Here is a 19614-nt window from a genome sequence, read left to right as displayed (position 1 = left end):
ACGTTGTAAAGAGTCTGCGGTGGCGTCTCCCTAGACTGGGTCGATGAGTACTGGCACCGACGGCCGGGGAATGGCCGAGCTGGCCGCCCTGTTGGCCGACGGCACCCGAGCGGGCATCTGCGTGGCGCTGCTCGACGGCCGGGCCTGGACCGCCGGCGAGCTGGCCCGACGTGCCGGCGTCGCCCCGTCGACAGCCAGCGACCACCTCACCCGCCTGGTCCGGGGTGGGCTGCTCGTCGAGGAACGGCAGGGCCGGCACCGCTACCTGCGCCTGGCCGGGCCGTCGGTGGCCCAGCTGATCGAGGACCTTGCCGGGCACGCGCCGACCCCGCCCGCGCCGACCACGTCCCTGCGCGCGGCGCGTGCCACCGCCGCCCTGGCGTACGCCCGGACCTGCTACGACCACCTCGCCGGGCGGCTGGGCGTGCTGATGTACGACGCACTGCTGGCCGCCGGCCGGCTGGACCGGTCCAGTGGGTTGGCGCTGACGCGTGACGGGTGGGCCTGGGTGAGCGAGTTGGGCGTACCGGTGGACGTGCTGCGCGCCGCCCGCCGACCGGTGGTCCGCGACTGCCTGGACTGGACGGAGCGTCGGCCGCACCTCGCCGGAGCGCTCGGCGCGGCACTCTGCCGCCAGTTCTCCGATCTGGGCTGGATCACCCAGGGCGCCGGCCGGGCGGTACGCCTCACCCCGATCGGCCGCGCAGCCCTGGCCGAGAGCCTGGGCGTGCCCGTCAGCACCCTCGTTCCCGGCACGCCCCCGGCGCCGTCCAGCGGCCGAGCCTGACCCGCCGGCCGCCGCGCTCCGGCGCGGCACGACATCCCGGATCACGCACGATTCTGTCCGGTGGGGCGCGGTGCGGGACGGTTCGGTGGGGAGCGAACGGTTCGGGCTCTACGGTCGGGCGGTGATCGACATCTGGCCTGACATCGCGCCCGTTGCGGGAACGCCGGCGTGCGGCCCGCCCGCCTTCGAGCCGGGCAAGGGGTGGTGGGTGACCCGGCACGCCGACGTTTGGGCGGCGCTGACCGACCCGGCGTTCCGGGTGCCAGCCGTCGACAGCGGTCCGCCCGGCACGCTCGCCTGGCTGCGCGCCTCGGTGAGCAGGTTCAGCCCGCCTCAGCGGCACGCCGAGCGCCGCGCGATCGGGGTGACCGCGCTGGCCGAGCTGAACCCGGACGAGCTGCGGCACGAGGCGGCCCGGCTGACCGTCGCCCTCCTCGACCGGGCGGGTGACCACCTTGACGTGATGCGTGAACTGGCCCGGCCGGTGCCACTGCGGGTGCTGGCCGACCAGCTCGGTCTCGTCGATCCGGCAGCCGCCGGGACGGCGGTCGCGGTCGTCGCCGCGGCGTACCACCCGGGGGTTGATCCGGCGCTGGCCGAGCGGGCCGACCGAGCGGTGGCGGCGCTGCTGGCGATCTGCCCGCCGGCCCCGCTGGAGGTACGGGCGAACCTCATCGGTCTGCTGGTCCAGGCGTGCGACGCGACCGCCGGCCTGATCGGCGCCGCCGCCCACCACCTGCTGAGCCCGGCCGTCCCGATCACGGCGAGGACCGCCGACCTGCTGACCGAGGTGCTGCGCCTCGACCCCCCGGTCCGGGCCACCCGACGGGTCACCGTCGACGCGGTACGACTGGGCGGACGCGACCTGCCGGCCGGCAGCGCGGTGCTGCTGCGCTTCGACGCGGCCAACCGTGACCCGCGGGCGTTCGCCGAGCCGGAGACGTTCCGACCCGGCCGGCCGGGCGCCGGTCTGCTCACCTTCGGCGCGGGGGAGCGCGGCTGCCCCGGTGACCGGCATGCCCTCGCGCTGGCCGGCGGGGTGCTCGACGTGCTGCGGGAACGCTGTCGGCGCACCCCGACTCCGCTGCGCCACGAGCCGCACCCGACCCTGCGCGTCCCGACCACCGTGGAGGTGAGCGTCCGATGATCGAGCGCCGTGCCGCGTTCCATGCCCTGCACCACACCGGCCGTCCCCTGCTGTTGCCCAACGCCTGGGACCACGCCTCGGCGGCGGCGCTCGCCGCGCGTGGCCATCCGGCGGTCGGCACCACCAGCCTCGGGGTCGCCGCGACCGCGGGCCTTCCCGACGGCGTGGCGGCCACCGCCGAGGAGACCCTGGCCCTGGCTCGCCGGCTGGCCCGGTTGCCGGTGCTGCTCAGCGTCGACGTGGAGGCCGGGTTCAGCGACGACCCGGCCCAGGTCGCCGGGTACGTGGCGGAGTTGGCCGGCCTCGGTGTGGTCGGGATCAACCTGGAGGACGGGCGCTCCGACGGCACGCTTGCCGATCCCGAGTGCGTCGCGGAGAAGATCGCGGCGGTGAAGGCGGCGGTGCCGGACCTGTTCGTGAACGCGCGCACCGACCCGTGGTGGCTGAACGTGGCCGACCCGCTGCCGCAGGCCCTCGCCCGCGCTCGCGCCTACCGGGCGGCCGGCGCGGACGGCATCTTCGTGCCGGGCGTCGTCGACGAGGCGACGCTGCGCCTGCTCACCGAGCGGCTCGACGCGCCGGTCAACGCGCTGTACCAGCCGGGCGGGCCCGGACTGACCGAGCTTGGCCGGGCCGGCGTGGCCCGGGTCAGCACCGGCTCCCTGCTGTTCCGGGCCGCGCTGGGTGCTGCGGTCACCGCCGCCGACGCCGTCCGCGCCGGAGGGTTCACCGCACCGCCGGGGCTGCCGTCGTACGCCGAGGTGCAGGACCTGGTGCCGGGCGACTGACGGGCCCCGCCGGCCTGCGATGGTGGTCGCGTCCGTTCAGGGGTAAATCGGAGGATTGTTCGGTCTCTGCCGGTCCCGATGATTACGGTGTGTTTCAGGGTGATTTACCCAGCGCCGTGGCCGGAGAAGGGACCCCGTCATGCGAGTGCCCAGCCGTAGTCCGGGGCAGCAGCCCGGACCGCCCGCGTCGCCCGCCGCCCCCGCCCGCCGCCGGCCACCCAGCGCCGCCGCCCGCCGGCTGCCCGCCGCCGCGCCCGACCTCGCCGCCTACCGGGCGGCGGTGGCCGACCTGCTGGTCGAGGTGGGCGCCCTGGCCGACGCCACCAGCACCCGGGCCCGCCAGGTGCTCATCGACGAGCGGCTGCGCGAGCCGGCCCTGGCGGCCGTCCTCGACGCCACCCCGCAGGGTCTGCTCGGCGCGCGTGAGACGTTGCTGCTGGAGATGGCCCGCTACCAGCCGAACGAACGCACCTCGGCGCGGGACCTCACCGCGCTGGTCCGGATCTACCTGCTCTCCCGCATCGACGTGCTGTGGTGGCAGGACGCCCCGATCTTCGTCACCGACGACCAGGTCAACGGCAGCGCCGACCTCGTCGACCTGGAGTGGCTGCGCCGCCGGGACCTGCTGCGCTTCCGGTACCAGGAGCAGCCCACCACCGTCCTGGGCCGCGCCGCGCGCGGACTGCGTCGGCGACTGCTACCCGACGCGAGCCCGCGCACCGCCGGGCTGCTGTTCCGTCGGGCCCGCCGGGAGGTGGTGGCCCTGCTCAACGAACTCGGCCGGGAGTTCGCCGCCGCCACGCCGCCGGCCACCCCGCCGCTGTGGGTGACCAGCCTCGTGCGCAGCACCGAGCACCAGTACCGGCTGCGTCGCCTGGGCTACGCCGCCATGCTGCCCAGCGGGCACTGCCTCGGCTACTCGGCCGACGTCGAGCTGGCCTGGTTCGAGCGGTTCGGCGCACGCGACACCCTCGCGGAGCTGCTGTTGGCCCGCCAGGACGCCGGCGAGCTGAACGTGATCGACGAGGGACAGGCCTGGCACCTGTGTCTCGCACCCTCCGCCCGGCGTCGTCTGCGCCGGGCGTACGAGGCCGAGATGGGGGTCTGAGCCCGTGTGTGGCATCGCGTTGAGCCTCGGCCCCGAGGCCGACCCCGCGACCTTCCGGCGGATGCTCGCCGTCCTCGCCCCGCGCGGCGAGGTCACCGAGACCCGCTTGGAACGCGGGCTGCTCGCCGGCACCCGCCGACTGCGCGTCGTCGACCGTGACCGGGCCGTGCAGCCCTGGACGTCGACCGACGAGCGCTGGCTGCTCTGCTTCAACGGCGAGATCTTCAACCACCGGGAGTTGCGCGCGCAGCTCACCCGGCTCGGGCAGGTGTTCCGCACCGACAGCGACACCGAGGTGCTGCTGGCCGCGTTCCAACAGTGGGGCGAATCCGCGGTGACGCGGCTGCGCGGCGAGTACGCCTTCGCGGTCGTCGAACGCGCCAGCGGTCGGGCGTACCTGGCCCGCGACCCGCTCGGGGTGAAACCGCTGTACTGGTCCCGGCGACCCGGCTGCCTGCACCTCGCCTCCGAGGTGAAGGCGCTCGTCGGGCACCACGCCCCGGTCGCCGAGGTGCCGCCCGGACACCACGGCTGGGCCGAGCCGGACGGGCCCGTGCGGCTGCGCCCGTACGTCGACCTGCTCACCATCGGCGCGGGTCTGCCGGTCATCGACGACCCGGACGAGGCCACCCTGCTCGTCCGGGCTGCCCTGACCGACGCCATCCGGATGCGGGTGGAGACCGATCTGACCGTCGGGGTGGTGCTCTCCGGCGGGCTGGACAGCTCGTTGACGCTGCGGCAGGTGCGGGACATCCACCCGGACTGCGTGGCGGTGACGGTCGGCGTGCCGGACAGCCCCGACGTGGCGTACGCCCGGCGGCTCGCCGCCGACCTCGACGTGCCGCACGTGGTGGTCGAGCTGCGCCCACGCGACATCCGGCTGGCCGACGTCCGCGAGGCCATCCGGATCTCCGAGCTGACCGAGTACGGCGACATCATCAACGCCGTCGTCTCGGTGCCGATCTTCCGGCGGCTGCGCGACCTCGGCGTGAAGGTGGTGCTCACCGGCGACGGCTCCGACGAGCTGTTCGGCGGGTACCCGATGTACCGCCAGGTCGACCCGATCGCGTCGCGTCGGCTGTTCCTGCACCGCATCCGTAACCTGTGCCGTACCGAGTTGCAACGGGTCGACCGGACCGCCATGGGGCACGCGGTGGAGGCACGGGTGCCGTTCCTCGACCTCAGCGTGGTGGAGTTGGCGATGCGTCTGCCCCTGGACCTGAAGGTGCGCGACGGCCAGGAGAAGTGGATCGTGCGGCGGGCGTTCGCCGACGTGCTGCCCGACTACGTCCTGCGGCGGCCGAAGAACCCCATGTCGTACTCCTCCGGGCTGCACGAGCGGGTCCGGCTCTACAAGCCGCTGTTCGCGCGGATGCACCGGTCGTTCGGCTACGACCTGCTGGAACCGGTCCGCCGTGACTTCGACACCGTGCTCAGCCGCTGCGGCAACGACCTGGACCGGGCCATCGCCGACGGGATGAACCGGCCCGACTACACGGTCCTGGAACACGCCCGCGACCTGGTCGGGGCGGCGAGGTGGAACGCCGCGCCGATGGTCCGCCGACTGGTCGGGCCCCGCCCGCCCCGCCGCTCACCCGTCGGCTGAGCACCCACCCGACGCTTGACTCTGACACCGTGTCAGGGACGAGCGTGAGGGGACCATGTTCACCATCGGAGACTTCGCCCGACTGGGCCGCGTGTCGGTGCGGATGCTGCGCCACTACGACAGCATCGGCCTGCTCCGCCCGGCCAGCGTCGACGCGCACACCGGCTACCGCTTCTACCGGGCGGACCAGCTGCGTCGGCTCAACCGGGTGCTCGCCCTCAAGGACCTGGGTCTCACGCTGGAGCAGGTGCGGGCGATCCTGGACGACGCCGTCGACGTGGCCGAGCTGCGAGGCATGCTGCGGTTGCGTCGCGGTCAGCTGACGGCGCAACTGGCCGCCGACACCGCCCGGCTCGCGGCCGTCGAGGCGAGGCTCCGGATGATCGAATCGGAGGGTCGGATGACCGCCCAGGATGTCGTCCTCAAGGACATCGCGCCGGTTCGCCTCGCGGAGCTGACCGCCGTCGCGCCCAGCTATGAGAGCCAGGACATCGGTCCGGTGATCCAGCCGCTCTACCCGGAGCTGTTCCGCCGGCTGGCCGAGGCCGGGATCACGCCGACCGACCCGGCCATCGCCTGGTACGAACCCGCCGGCGACGACGACGGCGACGCGGTCGTCGTGCACGCCGGGGTGACCGTCGGCGCCGGCGTGTCGGCAGGTCCTGACCTGGCGGTACGTGATCTGCCCGCGGTGGGCACGGCCGCGACGATCGTCCATCACGGCGCCATGGACGACGTCGAGCAGAGCGTCGAGGTGCTCGCCCGGTGGATCGAGGAGAACGGCTACCGCACCGACGGATTCGCCCGTGAGGTGTACCTGGACTATTGCCAGGACTCCCCGGAGCAGGGCGTCACCGAGCTTCAGCTCGCCGTCTACCGCGCCTGACGGTCGCGCTGCCGTCCCGACGGCGGCGCGTCGGCGGCCGGAGCCCGGACCGTCCCCAGCGCCAGGTCCGATCGCCGCCAGCACCCGCGCCGCCGCCGGGCCAGGCTGGACGCATGACCACCACCACCACCTTCCGCGTCCAGGCCCTGCCGGCCGCGGCGCTCGACCTCGTCCGTCGGACCGGCCGCGACGCCGCCGGCCATCTCGTCGAAGGGCGCCTGGCCGGCGGCGGGGAGCCGCTGCGCTGTTGCCTGCGCGACGCCGAGGCGGGGGAGGCGCTGCTGCTCTTCGGCTACGCCCCGCCGATCGCCGCCGTCGCATACCGGGAGATCGGGCCGATCTTCGCGCACGCCGCCGCCTGCCCCGGTCCGGATCACGGCGGCGGCCATCCGTCGGCCTGGCGGGGACGTCCCCAGGTCCTGCGGGCGTACGACCGGCAGGGACGGATCTGCGGCGGCCGGCTGCATGACGGCACGGACCCGGAGGCGGTGATCGCGGAGCTGTTCGCCGACCCGCAGGTGCACCAGCTGCACAGCCGCAACGTGGTCTACGGCTGCTTCATGTTCGTGGTGGAGCGGGCCGCCGGGTGACGGTCCTCAGCTGACCAGCAGCAGCGCGCCGACCGCCGCGAGCGTGCCCACGACGGCGAGCAGGGTGCTGGTCAGCACGAACCGCTTCACCGGCACCGCCACACCGGCCGCCCGACACCGTTCGAACCACAGCAGGGTGGCCAGCGACGCCCACGGCGCGGCCAGCGGGCCGACGTTCGTGCCGATCAGCAGGGCCAGCAGGCGGGTGTGGTCGGCGGTCGGCAGCACCGACTCACCGGCCAGGTACGCCGGCAGGTTGTTCACCGCGTTGGCCAGCAGCGCCCCGGTGCCGCCGGCACGCAGCGCGCCGGCCGCCCCACCGTCGGCCCCGACCAGGCCGGCCACCAGGTCGTCCAGCCCGTGCCGACCGAGGGTCTGCACCACCAGGAACAGGCCGACGACGAAGAGCAGCAGCCGTACGGGCACCAACCCGGGGCGCAGCGTCGCCGGGGAGCGGACCACGAAGCCCACCAGCACCAGCGCGAGCGCGACGCTGGAGGCGAGCCCGATCTCCACCCCGGCGAGGATGCCGGCGACGAAGAGCAGGCAACCGGCGAGCGCGGTGCGGTGCAGCACCGGGTCGGGCGGCACGTGCCGCTCCGGCGGGACGAAGCGTCCGCCGGTCGGCCGTTCGCGCCGCCACCAGCCGTACCAGAGCAGCACCATCGTGACCGCCACGGCGGCGAGCTGCGGCAGCGCCATCCGCTCGGCGTACGCCAGTGGTGTGAGGCCGACCCGGTCGGCGGCCAGCAGGTTCGTCAGGTTGGACACCGGCAGCAGCAGGCTGGCGGTGTTCGCCAGCCAGACCGTGGTGACCGCGAGCGGCGCGGCCGGGACCCGCAGGGTGCGCGCCAGCGCCAGCAGCACCGGGGTGAGCAGCACGGCTGTGGTGTCGAGGTTGAGCACGAGCGTGGTCACCGTGGCGAGGCCACCGCAGAGCAGGAACAGCGCCGCCCAGCGGCCGCGGGCGGCGATGGCCAGCCGGCTGGCCAGCACGTCGAAGACGCCGGCCACGGCGGTCAGCTCGGCCAGCACGATCACGGTGCCGAGGAAGAGCAGCAGCGGCAGGATGCGGTGCAGGGTCGCCGTGGTCTCGGCGCGGGGCAGCAGCCCGCTCAGCGCGCAGGCCGCACCGGCCACCGCGAGGACGACCGCCACCAGGTCGAGCGGGTGGGGGCGCCAGCGCGCGGTCGGCTCGGGCGGGGCGGGCGGCGCGCCGGCGGCAGACTTCACAGCTGACCACGTTGGCACATCACCCGCCGGCCCGGCCGGCCGCCCCCGCCCAGGTGACGGGCCCCACCGGGCTGCCCCCGATCGGGGCGCCGGCCTGCCGGGCAGGGGCCTGATCCACGCGGCTGACGTGGCCGGGCCCGGCCCCTCGACGAGAGGCCGGGCCCGGGTCGCGCGGTCGGTGCTACCAGCTCAGGTAACCGGGCTGGGTCTGCACGTTCAGCTCCTGGAACCGGGTCAGGTTGGCCGTCCAGGTCCGCCAGTCGTTCAGCTCCAGGACGTCCAGGCCCTTCTGGATGTCGTTGGAGTAGATGTTGCCGTTGTAGTAGTACGTCGACCAGGCGCCGCCCGTGATGGCCTGGGTGGCGGACAGCGGCCCCCGCTCCCAGTACGCGATCTCCTTGGGGTGGCGCGAGTCGGTGAAGTCCCAGACGGAGATGCCGCCCTGGTACCACGCCTGCACCATGATGTCCCGCCCGAGCACCGGGATCAGCGAGCCGTTGTGCGCCACGCAGTTCTCGGTCTCGGCGTTCGTCCGGGGGATCTTGTAGTAGCTGCGGAACGCCAGCGTCCGAGCGTCACCGCGGCCGGTGATGTCGTAGATGGCGTCCGCCCCCCGCTTGGGGCCGACGGTCTCGTTGCAGGTGGCCGCCCCGCCGCCGCCCAGCTCGTCGGTGAAGACGACCTTGGTGCCGGCGTTGTTGAAGGTGGCCGAGTGCCAGAAGGCGAAGTTGACCGTGTCGCGGACCTGGGTGATCACCCGGGGCGCTTCGCGGTTCTTGATGTCGAGCAGGATGCCGTCACCCATGCAGGCGCCGGCGGCGATGTCCTTCGACGGGTACGCGGTGATGTCGTGGCAGCCGGTGGTCGCCGAGCCGGTCTCGCTGCCCGGGAAACCGCCGTCCGGGAAGAGGTTCGGCGTCGAGATGACGGCCGCCTGGGTCGGCTTCTTCACCGGCACCTTGATGATGGAGATGGAGTCGTGCGGCGGCTGGCAGTCGGGGAACTCGGCCCGCGGGCTGTACGACGAGACGTACAGGTAGACGTTCTTGCGGTCCTTGCCCGGCACCAGCGTGTGGGTGTGCGACCCGCAGGCGGTCTCCACGGACTTGATGTAGCGCGGGTTGGCCTTGTCGCTGATGTCGAAGACCTTGATGCCCTCCCACGACTCCTTCACGGAGGCGGGCTGGGCGACGCTCGCGCACGAGTCGTCGCTGCGCGACGAGTCGGTGGAGACGAAGAGCAGGTCACCGTAGACGGAGATGTCGTTCTGCGAGCCCGGGCAGGACACCTGAGCGGTGATCTTGGGGGCGCTGGGCCGGGAGATGTCGTAGACGACGAACCCGTTGTAGTTGCCGGCGAAGGCGTACCTGCCCTGGAACGCCATGTCGCTGTTGAGCGCGGCCGTCGTGTCGAACGGCGCCTGCTTGGGGATGTTGGCGATCTGCCGCAGGTTGGGGCTGCTGCGGATCTCGTCGACGCCCGGGATGTCGGCGGCGGCCTGTGGTGCCGCGGCCGGTGCTGCCTCCTGGGCGCTGCTCGGCGTCGCCACGGCGACGCTGGTCAGCAGCAGGCCCGTTGCGGCCAGGCTGACGATGCGGAGTTGTCGGAGCCGTGCGGTGGCCAACTTGATCATCGGCGGCGCCCTTCGAAAGGGGGGATGACGTTGTCGGTACCTTACCGAGACACGGAGATCATCGATGTGATCTGGGTCACATCTAACTCGACTCGTCAATGGATAGGATCGCTGCGACCTCGACCTGAGGGGGGTGTGGCATGACCGTCCGACGTGCTCGGTTACTGGCCGTCGTCATATCGGCGGCCATCATTGTGGTGCTGACGGTGCTGGCTGTCCGCGCCGCCGGCGACCCCGGCCGTCCGACCGCCGAACGCGGTTCGGCGTCACCGTCACCGACGACCAGCCCGACCGGTCCGCCACCCCCGCCGGTGCTCGTGCCCGGCCGCCCGGGGGAGCCGGCCGTCGCCCGGTCCGCCCAGGAGCTGCGCGACGACAGCCCACCCCGCTACAACGGCCTGGACACCGTCTTCGTCCAGATGATGATCCCGCACCACGAGCAGGCGCTGGAGATGAGCACGCTGGCCCAGGAGCGGGCTGCCGATCCCCGGATCCGCGCCTACGCCGACCGGATCCGCGCCGGCCAGGGCCCGGAGATCAAGGTCCTGCGCGGCTGGCTCGCCACCCGCGGGCTGCCCGAGACGACGCCCGGTCACGACCACGCCGGCATGCGGGGAATGCAGTCACCCGAGGCGATGAGGCAGCTGACCGCCGCCCGGGGCGTCGAGTTCGACAGGCTCTTCATCGCGATGATGACCGACCACCACCAGGGCGCCGTCACCATGGCCACCGACCTGCTGTCGGTCGGCGTCGATGCGACACTCAACGAGCTGGCCACCTCACTCGCCACCGAGCAGGCCATCGAGATCACCCGCCTGCGCGAGCTGACCCCGCCCTGACCGGCTGCCGGCCGGCCGCCACCAGCCACGACACGTACGCTGGGTGACCGTGAGACGCACGCTGTTCGGCCGCCCCCTGCGCGGCGTCGCCTTCGACGTGGCCGTCTCCGCCGTGGTGGCGTTCGTCGGCCTCGCCTCGGCGGTGGCCCAGCCCGGCGGTTGGGCCGCCACCGGCGTCGGCGTGGGCATGGCGGTGGCGCTGCTGTTCCGCCGCACCCACCCGAGCGCGGTGACCGTCGTCGTGGCGGCGCTCGCCCTGGTCCAGGTGATCGCCCGGTGGGGTCCGCTCGCCTTCGACGTCGCCGTCCTCATCGCGCTCTACAGCGTCGTGAAGTACGGCAGGCGCCTGCGCGACGGGGTGCTGGCCGGCGCGGTCGCCGCCGTGGGCGTGCTGCTCGCCGCCGCGCAGACCCCCGGCGTCATCGACTGGTGGGTGACCGCGCTGTGGTACGCGCTGGTCACCGGCGCGGTCTGGCTCGTCGCGCTGAACGTGCGGACCCGCCGCCTCTACGTGCTCAGCCTCGAGGAACGGGCCGCCACCCTGGAACGCGAGCGGGAGGCCGAGTCCCGGGTGGCGGTCGCCGAGGAGCGCACCCGGATCGCCCGCGAGTTGCACGACGTGGTGGCGCACAGCATGGCGGTGATGATCGTCCAGGCGGACGGGGCCCGGTTCATGCTCGACCGTGACCCCGAGCAGGCCCGTACGGCCGTGAAGGTGGTCGCCGACACCGGCCGTTCGGCGCTGGAGGAGATGCGCCGGCTGGTCGGGGTTCTGCGCGACGCGGGCCCGTCCGGAGCGGGCGGGTCGGTGGTGGCCGCCGACCCGGAGCACCGCCGGCTGGCCCTGGCCGAGCTGCCCGACCTGCTGGCCCGCTTCCGCGACGCCGGGCTGCGCATCCGCGACGGTGCCACCGGTCAGCCGCCGGCCCTGCCTCCGGGTCTGGAACTGACCGTCTACCGCGTGGTGCAGGAGGCGCTGACCAACGCGCTCAAACACGCCGGCGTCGGGGCCGCCGTCGACGTCACCCTGACGTACACCGAGGCCGTCGTGGTCCGGGTCGTCGACGACGGCCGGGGCCGCCCGGTGGTCAGCCCGGCGCCGTCCGGCGGTCACGGTCTGCTCGGCATGCGCGAGCGGGTGGCGGTGTACGACGGCAGCCTCACCGCCGGCGCCCAGCCGACCGGGGGTTGGCAGGTCCAGGTCCGGCTACCGCTACCGTCGGAACCCTCAGCGGAGGTGATCGCGGCATGACGGTCCGGGTGGTGATCGTGGACGACCAGGCGCTGGTGCGCGCCGGGTTCCGGATGGTGCTGAGCTCCCAGCCCGACCTGGAGGTGGTCGGGGAGGCCATCGACGGCGCGGACGCCCTGCGGGTGCTGGCCCGCACCGAGGCCGACGTGGTGGTGATGGACATCCGGATGCCCACCATGGACGGGGTGGAGGCGACCCGCCGGCTCTGCGCCGACCGGCCGTCGGGCCCGCCCCGGGTGCTGGTGCTGACCACCTTCGACACCGAGGCGGACGCGTTCGCCGCGCTACAGGCCGGGGCCAGCGGCTTCCTGCTCAAGAACGTCCCGCCGGAGGAGCTGCTGGACGCGATCCGGGTGGTGGCGCGGGGCGACTCGGTGGTCGCCCCGTCGATCACGCGGCGGCTGCTGGACCGCTTCGCCGGTCAGCTCGGCGCCGGCCCGACCGCCGACCCCCGGCTGGCCCAGCTCACCGAGCGGGAGCGGGAGGTGCTGCTGCTGGTCGCGCAGGGCCTGTCCAACGCCGAGATCGCCGCCAAGGCGCACGTGGCCGAGGCCACGGTGAAGACCCACGTCGGGCGGATCCTGGCGAAGCTGCACCTGCGCGACCGGGTTCAGGCGGTCGTGCTGGCGTACGAGAGCGGCCTGGTCACGCCCGGCCGGTGACCCGCCGTACGACCCGGGTCGTACGGCCGGCGGGCCGAGCGCTACCTCGGGCGTACGCGGGTCGAGCGCGCAGGTGGAGATCGATCGGATCGGACCGGCCATAGCGTCGGAGGGGTCCGATCCGCGCCTGCACCGGGAGCCCGCACATGATCCGATTGACCCTGCGCTCGCTGCGCGCCGAGGCGCTGCGCATGCTGCTCTCCGCGCTGGCCGTCGTGCTCGGCGTCGCGTTCATCGCCGGCACGCTGATCTTCGTCGACGGGATACGCGCCGGCGCGTACGAGCGGGCCGGGACCTTCGACCGGCACACCGACCTCGGCGTCTACCCGAGCGGCGACAAGGCGCTGCCGGCGAGCCTGGTCGACAGGGTCCGCGCCGTCGACGGCGTGGCCGCCGCGGCCGGGGAGCTGACCGGGGCCGGAGGACTTCTCGGCGCCGACGGCCGGCCGGTGCTCGGCTACGCCGTGCTCGCCGCCATCCCCACCGAGGCCGCCCTGCGCTCGTACGACGTGGTGTCCGGCCGCCTGCCCGACCGCGCGGGCGAGGTGGTGCTCGACGCGCCCACCGTGGCCGAGGAGGGCTTCACCCTCGGCGCCCCGGTCCAGATCGGCGGCACCGGCGGCGCGGCCCGCCCGTACACCCTGGTCGGTACGGTCGACGTGGCGGGCAGCGTGCGTGACGTCGGCGGGCCGTTCATCGGCCTGGTCGGCCCGGACGCGCTCGCGGTCAGCGGTGCGCGCGGCTATGGCCGGATCATGGTGGCGGCACGGCCGGGAACGTCCGAGACGGTGCTGGCCGACCGGCTGCGCGCGGTCGTCGGGGGTGCCGACGCCAGCGTGAAGAGCCGTCAGCAGATCCTCGACGAGGCCGTCGACGACGCGGTTCGGGACCTGAACCAGTTCATGATGCTGCTGCTCATCTTCGTCGGGGTCGCGGTGGTGGTGGCCGGCTTCGTGATCGCCAACACCTTCGCGATCGTGCTGGCGCAGCGCACCCGGCGGACCGCGCTGCTGCGCCTGGTGGGCGCGACCCGGGGGCAGGTCTTCCGGGCCGCCCTGCTGGAGTCGGCGCTGGTCGGTTTCGTCGCGTCCGTGCTCGGGGTGCTGCTCGGGGTGGCTCTCGCCGCCGGTATGCGGCTGCTGATGACCCGGCTGGACGTGCCGATCTCCGGTGGGCTGACCGTCGCCGGCTCGACCGTGCTGACCAGTCTGCTGCTCGGCACCGCGCTCACCGTGGCGTCCGCCCTGCTGCCCGCCTGGCGGGGGACCACTGTCGCCCCGGTGGCCGCGCTCACCGACGCCGCGGTGCAGCCCAGTCGGGGCGCCGGTCGGCTGCGCCTGATCTTCGGCGCGGTGGTGCTCGGTGCCGGCGTCGCGGCCCTCGCGGGCGCCGCCAGCGCCGGTCAGGTGCTGCTCGTGGCCGTCGGCGGCGTGTTGGCGTTCTTCGGGATCGTCCTGTTCGGGCCGGTGCTCGTCCCGGCGCTGATCCGGGTGATCGGCTGGCCGACCCGGCGGCTGTTCGGCATGACCGTGGGCCTCGCGGTGGCCAACGCCGTGCGCAATCCGCGCCGGATCGCCGCCACGGCGACCGCCCTGGTGATCGGGATCGGACTGGTGTCGGCGTTCGTGGTCGGCGCGCGCAGCACCAAGGACGGCATCGAACGCAGCGTCGACGCCGAGATCGGGACGGACTTCGTGGTCAGCGGCATCGGCCAGAACCTGCCCGCCGCGCTCGCCGCTGAGCTGGCCGCGCGCCCCGAGCTGGGCGTGGTGCACGAGCAGCGCAGCACCGTCACCGGCGACATCGAGGTCCGCGCCGCCCACCCGGCGCTGGTGGGGCGGACGCTGACCGGGGTGCTGGCCGGCGACGTCGGGCGGCTCGGGCCGGGGCAGGTCCTGGTGCACCGGGAGTTGGCGCAGGCGCGCGGCTGGCAGGTCGGCTCCGCCGTCACCATCGCGGGGCGGCCGTTCCGGGTGGCAGCGGTGGTCGCCGACGACGCGCCGGCCATGGTCGCCAGCGCGGCGCCCGAGGGGCACGTCATCGAGGTGGACGACGCGGACTTCGCCGCGCTCTTTCCCCGCGAGCGGGGCTTCCTGGCCGAGATCGACCCCGCCAGCGGCGTGAGCGCCGAAGAGGCCCGCGACGCGATCGAGGCGGTGCTGGCCCGCTATCCGACGGTGAACCTGATGGACCAGGGCGCGTACAAGAAGATGCTCACCGGCACGGTGGACATGCTGTTGGCCTTCGTCACCGCGCTGCTCGGCCTGGCCGTGGTGATCGCGCTGGTCGGCGTGGCGAACACGCTGAGCCTGTCGGTGGTCGAGCGCACCCGGGAGAACGCGGTGCTGCGGGCGGTCGGGCTGACCCGGGCCCGGATGCGGGCCATGCTCGCGGCGGAGGCGGTCCTGATGGCGCTGGTCGGCGCGGTGCTCGGCATCGGGCTGGGCACCGGTGTCAGCGCCGCCGCGATGGCGCTGCTGGCCCGTCTCGGCGGTGACTTCCACGTGGTGCTGCCGCTCGGTCAGCTCGGGCTGATCCTCGGCGTGGCAGTGCTGGCCGCCCTGCTGGCGTCGGTGCTGCCGGCCCGTCGGGCGCTGTCGCGGCCCGTCGTCGAGGCGCTCGCCGACCAGTGATCTCGGCCGTCTCCGCCTCGCGGCCTTCGGGCTGGGACATCCGCCGGCCGGTCCCGCCGTCTTCCCCGGCGGCGGGACCGGCCAGCGGTGCCGGGTCTAGAGGCGCTCGACCATCTCGCCGACGCACCGGTTGCGGGTGTCGAAGACGTAGCGGGCGTGCCGGACCACCAGGTCGTAGTCGAAGCTGTCGTGGTCGGTGACGACCACCACCGCGTCCGCGGCCCGCACCTCTCGCTCGGTGAGCTCGACGATGGTGACCCCGGCGGGAATGTGGTGGGCCTCCGCGTACGGCTCCACCGCGTAGACCTCGGCGCCGAGGGCCTGCAACCGGCGGGCCACGTCGACGGCGGGGGAGTCCCGCATGTCGCCGGTGTTCTTCTTGTACGCGAGCCCGAGCAGCAGCAGTCGGGCGCCGCTCACCGCCCGGCCAGCCCGGTTCAGCCCCGCCATGATCCGCTGCGCGACGTGCTCGGGCATCTCGTGGTTGACGTCGTTGGCCAGCTCGATGAACCGGAACTGCCGGCCGAGGCGCCGTTTGACCTGCCAGGACAGGTAGCACGGGTCGATCGGCAGGCAGTGCCCGCCGACACCGGGGCCGGGCCGGAACGGCAGGAACCCGAACGGCTTGGTCTCGGCGGCGTCGATCGCCTGCCAGACGTCGATGTCCAGGTGGTGCGAGAGCATGGTCAGCTCGTTGATCAGCGCGATGTTGACCTGGCGGAACGTGTTCTCGATCAGCTTGGTCAGCTCGGCGACCCTCGTGGAGTCCACCGCGACGGTGCGCTCCACGAGGCGCTGGTAGAACCCCTGCACCCGGGCCAACGACACCGAGTCGACACCGGAGACCACCTTCGGGGTGTTCTCCAGTCGCCAGGTCGGGTTGCCCGGGTCGATCCGCTCGGGGCTGTAGCCGAGGTGGAAGTCGCCGGGGCTGGTCAGCCCGCTGGCCGACTCCAGCAGCGGTCGGAGCAGCTCCTCGGTGGTGCCCGGATAGGTGGTGGACTCCAGGATCACCGTGCAGCCCGGCCGCACGTACGGGCCGATGCCGACGCCGGCCTGCTCGACGAAGCTCAGGTCCGGGGTGCCGTCGCGCAGCGGGGTGGGCACGGTGATGACGCAGATGTCGAAACCCTCGGCGTCGGTGTACTCCGTGCTGGGGCGGTACCGACCGCTGCCCAGCGCGCGGCCCAGCCGGTCGGCGGGGATGTCCTCGACGAAGGACTCACCGGACGCGAGCCGCTTCACCCGGTCGGCGTCGACGTCGAGGCCGACGACGTCCAGGCCCGCCTCGACGGCGCGCATGGCCAGCGGCAGTCCGACGTACCCCTGGCCGATCACGACCAGCTTCTCAGCGCTCACCCGGGCTCCCGCGGCAGATGGTGGAAATGACCTGCGGAGAGCCTAGAGGGGTCTTCGGCGACGTAAGTCCGTTTTGGTGATATCGGTGCTGGTGCGACGGCCGGTCAGTTGCCCGCCGGTTCGCCCGGACCGGTCGGCGCCTCCGTGGTGGGGACCGGCTCGCTCGGGGGCGGGTTGCTCGGCGGCGGGTCGGACTTCGGCGGGTCGCTGGGCGGGGGCGTGGTGGTCGCGCTCGGCGTCGCCGACGGCGGGCTGGACGACTGGGAGGGCTGCACGCTCGGCGTGGCGGTGACCGACGCCGACGCGGTCGCGTCCGGGACGGTCGGCCGGTTCGGGCGCTCCGGGTCGTCCGTGCTCTGCTCGTTCGCCGCCGGCAGCTCCGCCTGCTGGGTCGGCCCCTGCGTCACGGAGGTCGTCGGCAGGTTGACGGCCGGCTCGTCGTCGCCGGTGTTGCGCGCCGCACCCAGTGCCGCCCCGAGGCTGATCAGGGCGACCAGCATCGCGGCCGCCGCGCCGACCAGTGGCCCGCGACGTCGCTGACGCCCGGCATCCGCCGTGCTCGCCACCGCCGCGCCGACCGGCACGTCGGTGCGGGTGCCCGGTCCGGCCTCGCGCAGCGGAACCGACGCCGCCATCGCCGTCGGCGGCTCGCCGCCGGTGACCGCGGTGCGGGCGGCCTCGGCCATGGCCGAGCCGCTGGTGAAGCGGTCGAGCGGATCCTTGGCGAGAGCCCGCGACACCAGGGCGCGGACCGCCTCCGGGATGTCGTGCGGCAGCTCCGGCGGCTCGTCGTCCAGGTGCCGGACGGCGACCTGGAGGGGGTTGTCCCCGGTGAACGGTGGACCGCCGGTGAGGCAGCAGTAGGCGACCGCGCCGAGCGCGTAGATGTCGGTGGCACCGCTGACCGGACGACCGGCGGCCTGCTCGGGCGCCATGTAGAGAGCGGTGCCGGGTACCGCGTTGGTGCTGGTGATGCTGGTCACGTTTGTGGAACGGGCGACGCCGAAGTCGACGAGGACGACCGTGCCGTCCTCCTGGACCAGCAGGTTGCTGGGCTTGACGTCGCGGTGCACGATGCCGCCCCGGTGCGCCGCGCTCAGCGCGTGCGCCGCCTGGGCCACGATCGACATCGTCTCGGCCACGTCGAGCCGGCCGGCCGCCTCGATCCGCTTGGACAGCGGCTCACCCTCGACGAACTCCATGACCAGGTAGTCCGCCCGACCGCCGTCGGGCAGGTCGTCCTCGCCGCAGTCGTACACCTGCACGATGCCGGGGTGCCGCAGAGCCGCCATGATCCGTGCCTCGGCCCGGAAACGGGCGATGAAGTCCGGATCGGAGACCAGCGCCGGCAGCAGGACCTTGACCGCGACCTGTCGGCCGAGGACCAGGTCCGAGGCACGCCAGACGTCGCCCATGCCGCCGGTGGCGACACGTTCGTCCAGGCGGTACCGCCCGCTGAGCACGACCTCCGATGACAACACAGCATTACCGTACCCAGAGTGGCGGGCAACGGCGCGCTGCGGTTGATCGGCCGCGTGGTCGTACCCGCCGGTCCGTCCGGTCTGACCTCTATGGACGCGGTCGGATCTGTGACGGCTCGACGACGGCGGGTGACAAAACCCGACACATCCCGGCGTACGCTTGCCGGATCACCGCCCCGGGCCGCCTACCGGCCCGGGGAGCGTCCTGCGGTTCACACCTGTTACGGCGGCACGCCGGTCTGGCGGCTTGATAATTGTCACTCTTCCGTGACGCGATCCCGACTTGTCGCTCGGATGGTCCCCTTTTACCGTTAGCCCGGCTCGGGGCCGCCCGGCCGGCCGTGCGTCGAGAGCCGAGAGCCGTCGCGCCGGTGCGGACGCCCCGGCCGGCCCGGACGCGGGCGCGAAGCGAATTCGGTGGAGGGCGGTGCGCGTGCGGGAGCCGGCGGGGTCGACGGTTCGCGCGCGGACGCAGGCGTGGCGCGTCGGGCCGGGCCGCCGTCCCGAGCCACCCGTGAGCCGCGGATGACCGGCGAGCTGTCCGAGGCGGTCACCGCCGCGCAGGCCGGGGACGAGGACGCCTTCCGCTTCCTGTACCGCAGCCTGCAGCCGGGCCTGCTGCGCTACCTGACCGCCCTGGTCGGGGCGGACGCCGAAGACGTGGCGTCGGAGACGTGGTTGCAGATCTCCCGGGACCTGCCCAACTTCACCGGCGGTGAGTTCCGCGCCTGGACGGTCACCATCGCCCGTAACCGGGCCATGGACCATCTGCGCCGGCTGCGTCGACGACCGTCGCTGCCGGTCCCGGTGCAGGCGCTCACCGAGTTGGCCGGCGACGGCGACACCGCCGAGCGGGCCGGCGAGACGATCAGCACCGAGGCCGCCCTGGCGCTGATCGCCACGCTGCCTCCGCGCGAGGCCGAGGCGGTGCTGTTGCGGGCCGTGATCGGGTTGGACGCGGAGTCGGCCGGTCGGGTGCTGGGGCGTCGGGCCGGGGCCGTCCGGACCGCCGCCCACCGTGGGCTGCGGCGGCTGGCCACCCTGCTGGACCGGCAGACGGTGACCGCACCGCCATCCGACGGTGCCGTCACGACCGGAGCGCCCGGCGCGCCGGGCCGGGTGTCCGCGCCGACCACGCGGCCTGCGCCTGCCGTGCCGCGCGGGGTGTCCGTGCCGAACGCGCCGGGCGCGACTGCGGCGCCGGCCCTCGGCGCCGACGGCGTCGCACCGTCGGTCGGCGCTGAGGTGGTTCCGCCACCTCGCGGACGCACCAGCCGATCCCGGCGGACGTCACACGCCGAGCAGGCGGACGGCTGACGTGAGGGGATTCCGGATGAACCCGTACCGGCCGGACCGGCACGCCGGCCGTGCCGAGACCGAACGGCTGCTCGACGCCACCCGCATCGACGCGGCCGTCTACCCCGAGGCGTCCCTCCGCGCTGGCACGTCTGCGGACTTCGACGCAGCCGTCGACTCCGACGCGGCACTCCACGTCGACACGGCCGTCGACTCCGACGCGGCGCTTCACGTCGACGCGGCCCTCGACCTCGACGCGGGCGAGCGGTCCCGCGCGCCCGCCGCCTCGCAGGCGGCGGCCGACCCGCTGGCGC

At 73.8% G+C, this 19614-nt stretch carries 16 protein-coding genes and 1 pseudogene; 13 read left to right on the top strand and 4 right to left on the bottom strand.

Annotated features, from left to right (window positions below; genetic code table 11):
* Nucleotides 1–43 precede the first annotated feature (43 nt).
* From ABZU46_RS17720 to ABZU46_RS17690, 7 genes are all read left to right on the top strand, one after another.
* Nucleotides 44–787 carry a winged helix-turn-helix domain-containing protein gene (locus tag ABZU46_RS17720; RefSeq protein ID WP_354858952.1) on the top strand — a complete coding sequence of 248 codons (744 nt, stop codon included), beginning with the start codon at nucleotides 44–46 and terminating at the stop codon, nucleotides 785–787.
* Between the two features lie 121 nt (nucleotides 788–908).
* Nucleotides 909–1934 carry a cytochrome P450 gene (locus tag ABZU46_RS17715; RefSeq protein ID WP_354858950.1) on the top strand — a complete coding sequence of 342 codons (1026 nt, stop codon included), beginning with the start codon at nucleotides 909–911 and terminating at the stop codon, nucleotides 1932–1934.
* On the top strand, nucleotides 1931–2722 hold the full coding sequence (locus ABZU46_RS17710) for an isocitrate lyase/phosphoenolpyruvate mutase family protein (RefSeq protein ID WP_354858948.1): 792 nt from the start codon (nucleotides 1931–1933) through the stop codon (nucleotides 2720–2722). Before ABZU46_RS17715 ends, ABZU46_RS17710 begins: the two co-directional genes overlap by 4 nt.
* Nucleotides 2723–2861: 139 nt before the next feature.
* Nucleotides 2862–3830 (top strand): hypothetical protein, encoded by a 969-nt coding sequence (locus tag ABZU46_RS17705; protein WP_354858945.1) that lies wholly within the window; start codon nucleotides 2862–2864, stop codon nucleotides 3828–3830.
* Nucleotides 3831–3834: 4 nt separating this feature from the next.
* Nucleotides 3835–5436: an asparagine synthase-related protein gene (locus ABZU46_RS17700; protein WP_354858943.1), complete on the top strand. Its 1602-nt coding sequence runs from the start codon at nucleotides 3835–3837 to the stop codon at nucleotides 5434–5436.
* Between the two features lie 55 nt (nucleotides 5437–5491).
* Complete coding sequence (locus ABZU46_RS17695) at nucleotides 5492–6322, top strand: MerR family transcriptional regulator (RefSeq protein ID WP_354858941.1); 831 nt, start codon at nucleotides 5492–5494, stop codon at nucleotides 6320–6322.
* Between the two features lie 113 nt (nucleotides 6323–6435).
* On the top strand, nucleotides 6436–6912 hold the full coding sequence (locus ABZU46_RS17690; RefSeq protein ID WP_354858939.1) for a DUF1203 domain-containing protein: 477 nt from the start codon (nucleotides 6436–6438) through the stop codon (nucleotides 6910–6912).
* 6 nt (nucleotides 6913–6918) lie between these two features.
* Here ABZU46_RS17690 and ABZU46_RS17685 read toward each other — a convergent pair whose 3' ends face one another.
* Nucleotides 6919–8145: an SLC13 family permease gene (locus ABZU46_RS17685; RefSeq protein WP_354858937.1), complete on the bottom strand. Its 1227-nt coding sequence runs from the start codon at nucleotides 8143–8145 to the stop codon at nucleotides 6919–6921.
* Nucleotides 8146–8326: 181 nt separating this feature from the next.
* Nucleotides 8327–9778: a hypothetical protein gene (locus ABZU46_RS17680; protein WP_354858934.1), complete on the bottom strand. Its 1452-nt coding sequence runs from the start codon at nucleotides 9776–9778 to the stop codon at nucleotides 8327–8329.
* Nucleotides 9779–9918: 140 nt separating this feature from the next.
* On the opposite strand from ABZU46_RS17680, the gene ABZU46_RS17675 reads away from it, so the two are divergent.
* From ABZU46_RS17675 to ABZU46_RS17660, 4 genes are all read left to right on the top strand, one after another.
* Complete coding sequence (locus ABZU46_RS17675; protein WP_354858931.1) at nucleotides 9919–10617, top strand: DUF305 domain-containing protein; 699 nt, start codon at nucleotides 9919–9921, stop codon at nucleotides 10615–10617.
* Between the two features lie 43 nt (nucleotides 10618–10660).
* Nucleotides 10661–11869, top strand: coding sequence for a histidine kinase (locus ABZU46_RS17670; protein ID WP_354858929.1), 1209 nt, complete (start codon nucleotides 10661–10663; stop codon nucleotides 11867–11869).
* Nucleotides 11866–12531 carry a response regulator transcription factor gene (locus ABZU46_RS17665; protein ID WP_354858927.1) on the top strand — a complete coding sequence of 222 codons (666 nt, stop codon included), beginning with the start codon at nucleotides 11866–11868 and terminating at the stop codon, nucleotides 12529–12531. Before ABZU46_RS17670 ends, ABZU46_RS17665 begins: the two co-directional genes overlap by 4 nt.
* A gap of 146 nt (nucleotides 12532–12677) precedes the next feature.
* The gene (locus ABZU46_RS17660; RefSeq protein WP_354858925.1) at nucleotides 12678–15164 is read left to right on the top strand and encodes an ABC transporter permease; all 2487 of its coding nucleotides are present in this window, start codon (nucleotides 12678–12680) and stop codon (nucleotides 15162–15164) included.
* Between the two features lie 96 nt (nucleotides 15165–15260).
* Here ABZU46_RS17660 and ABZU46_RS17655 read toward each other — a convergent pair whose 3' ends face one another.
* Nucleotides 15261–16523, bottom strand: a complete 1263-nt coding sequence (locus ABZU46_RS17655) for a nucleotide sugar dehydrogenase (protein WP_354858923.1) — start codon at nucleotides 16521–16523, stop codon at nucleotides 15261–15263.
* 104 nt (nucleotides 16524–16627) lie between these two features.
* Nucleotides 16628–18004, bottom strand: a complete 1377-nt coding sequence (locus ABZU46_RS17650; protein WP_354858920.1) for a serine/threonine-protein kinase — start codon at nucleotides 18002–18004, stop codon at nucleotides 16628–16630.
* Between the two features lie 525 nt (nucleotides 18005–18529).
* On the opposite strand from ABZU46_RS17650, the pseudogene ABZU46_RS17645 reads away from it, so the two are divergent.
* Both ABZU46_RS17645 and ABZU46_RS17640 read left to right on the top strand, forming a co-directional pair.
* Nucleotides 18530–19057, top strand: a pseudogene (locus ABZU46_RS17645) (RNA polymerase sigma factor); the annotation flags it as partial.
* 280 nt (nucleotides 19058–19337) lie between these two features.
* A partial coding sequence (locus ABZU46_RS17640) for a hypothetical protein (RefSeq protein WP_354858918.1) occupies nucleotides 19338–19614 on the top strand: 277 nt, incomplete at its 3' end.

Source organism: Micromonospora sp. NPDC005197, from assembly GCF_040608295.1.
Classification (GTDB): domain Bacteria; phylum Actinomycetota; class Actinomycetes; order Mycobacteriales; family Micromonosporaceae; genus Micromonospora.
The sequence above is the reverse complement of the archived record's forward strand: the minus strand, read 5'-3'. Positions and strand labels throughout refer to the sequence as shown.

Excerpts from the sequence above, each read along its gene's own strand:
- ABZU46_RS17720 (WP_354858952.1), top strand. The coding sequence starts at position 44 with ATGAGTACTGGCACCGACGGCCGGGGAATGGCCGAGCTGGCCGCCCTG.
- ABZU46_RS17710 (WP_354858948.1), top strand. The coding sequence starts at position 1,931 with ATGATCGAGCGCCGTGCCGCGTTCCATGCCCTGCACCACACCGGCCGT.
- ABZU46_RS17705 (WP_354858945.1), top strand. The coding sequence starts at position 2,862 with ATGCGAGTGCCCAGCCGTAGTCCGGGGCAGCAGCCCGGACCGCCCGCG.
- ABZU46_RS17695 (WP_354858941.1), top strand. The coding sequence starts at position 5,492 with ATGTTCACCATCGGAGACTTCGCCCGACTGGGCCGCGTGTCGGTGCGG.
- ABZU46_RS17690 (WP_354858939.1), top strand. The coding sequence starts at position 6,436 with ATGACCACCACCACCACCTTCCGCGTCCAGGCCCTGCCGGCCGCGGCG.
- ABZU46_RS17680 (WP_354858934.1), bottom strand. The coding sequence starts at position 9,778 with ATGATCAAGTTGGCCACCGCACGGCTCCGACAACTCCGCATCGTCAGC.
- ABZU46_RS17675 (WP_354858931.1), top strand. The coding sequence starts at position 9,919 with ATGACCGTCCGACGTGCTCGGTTACTGGCCGTCGTCATATCGGCGGCC.
- ABZU46_RS17665 (WP_354858927.1), top strand. The coding sequence starts at position 11,866 with ATGACGGTCCGGGTGGTGATCGTGGACGACCAGGCGCTGGTGCGCGCC.
- ABZU46_RS17660 (WP_354858925.1), top strand. The coding sequence starts at position 12,678 with ATGATCCGATTGACCCTGCGCTCGCTGCGCGCCGAGGCGCTGCGCATG.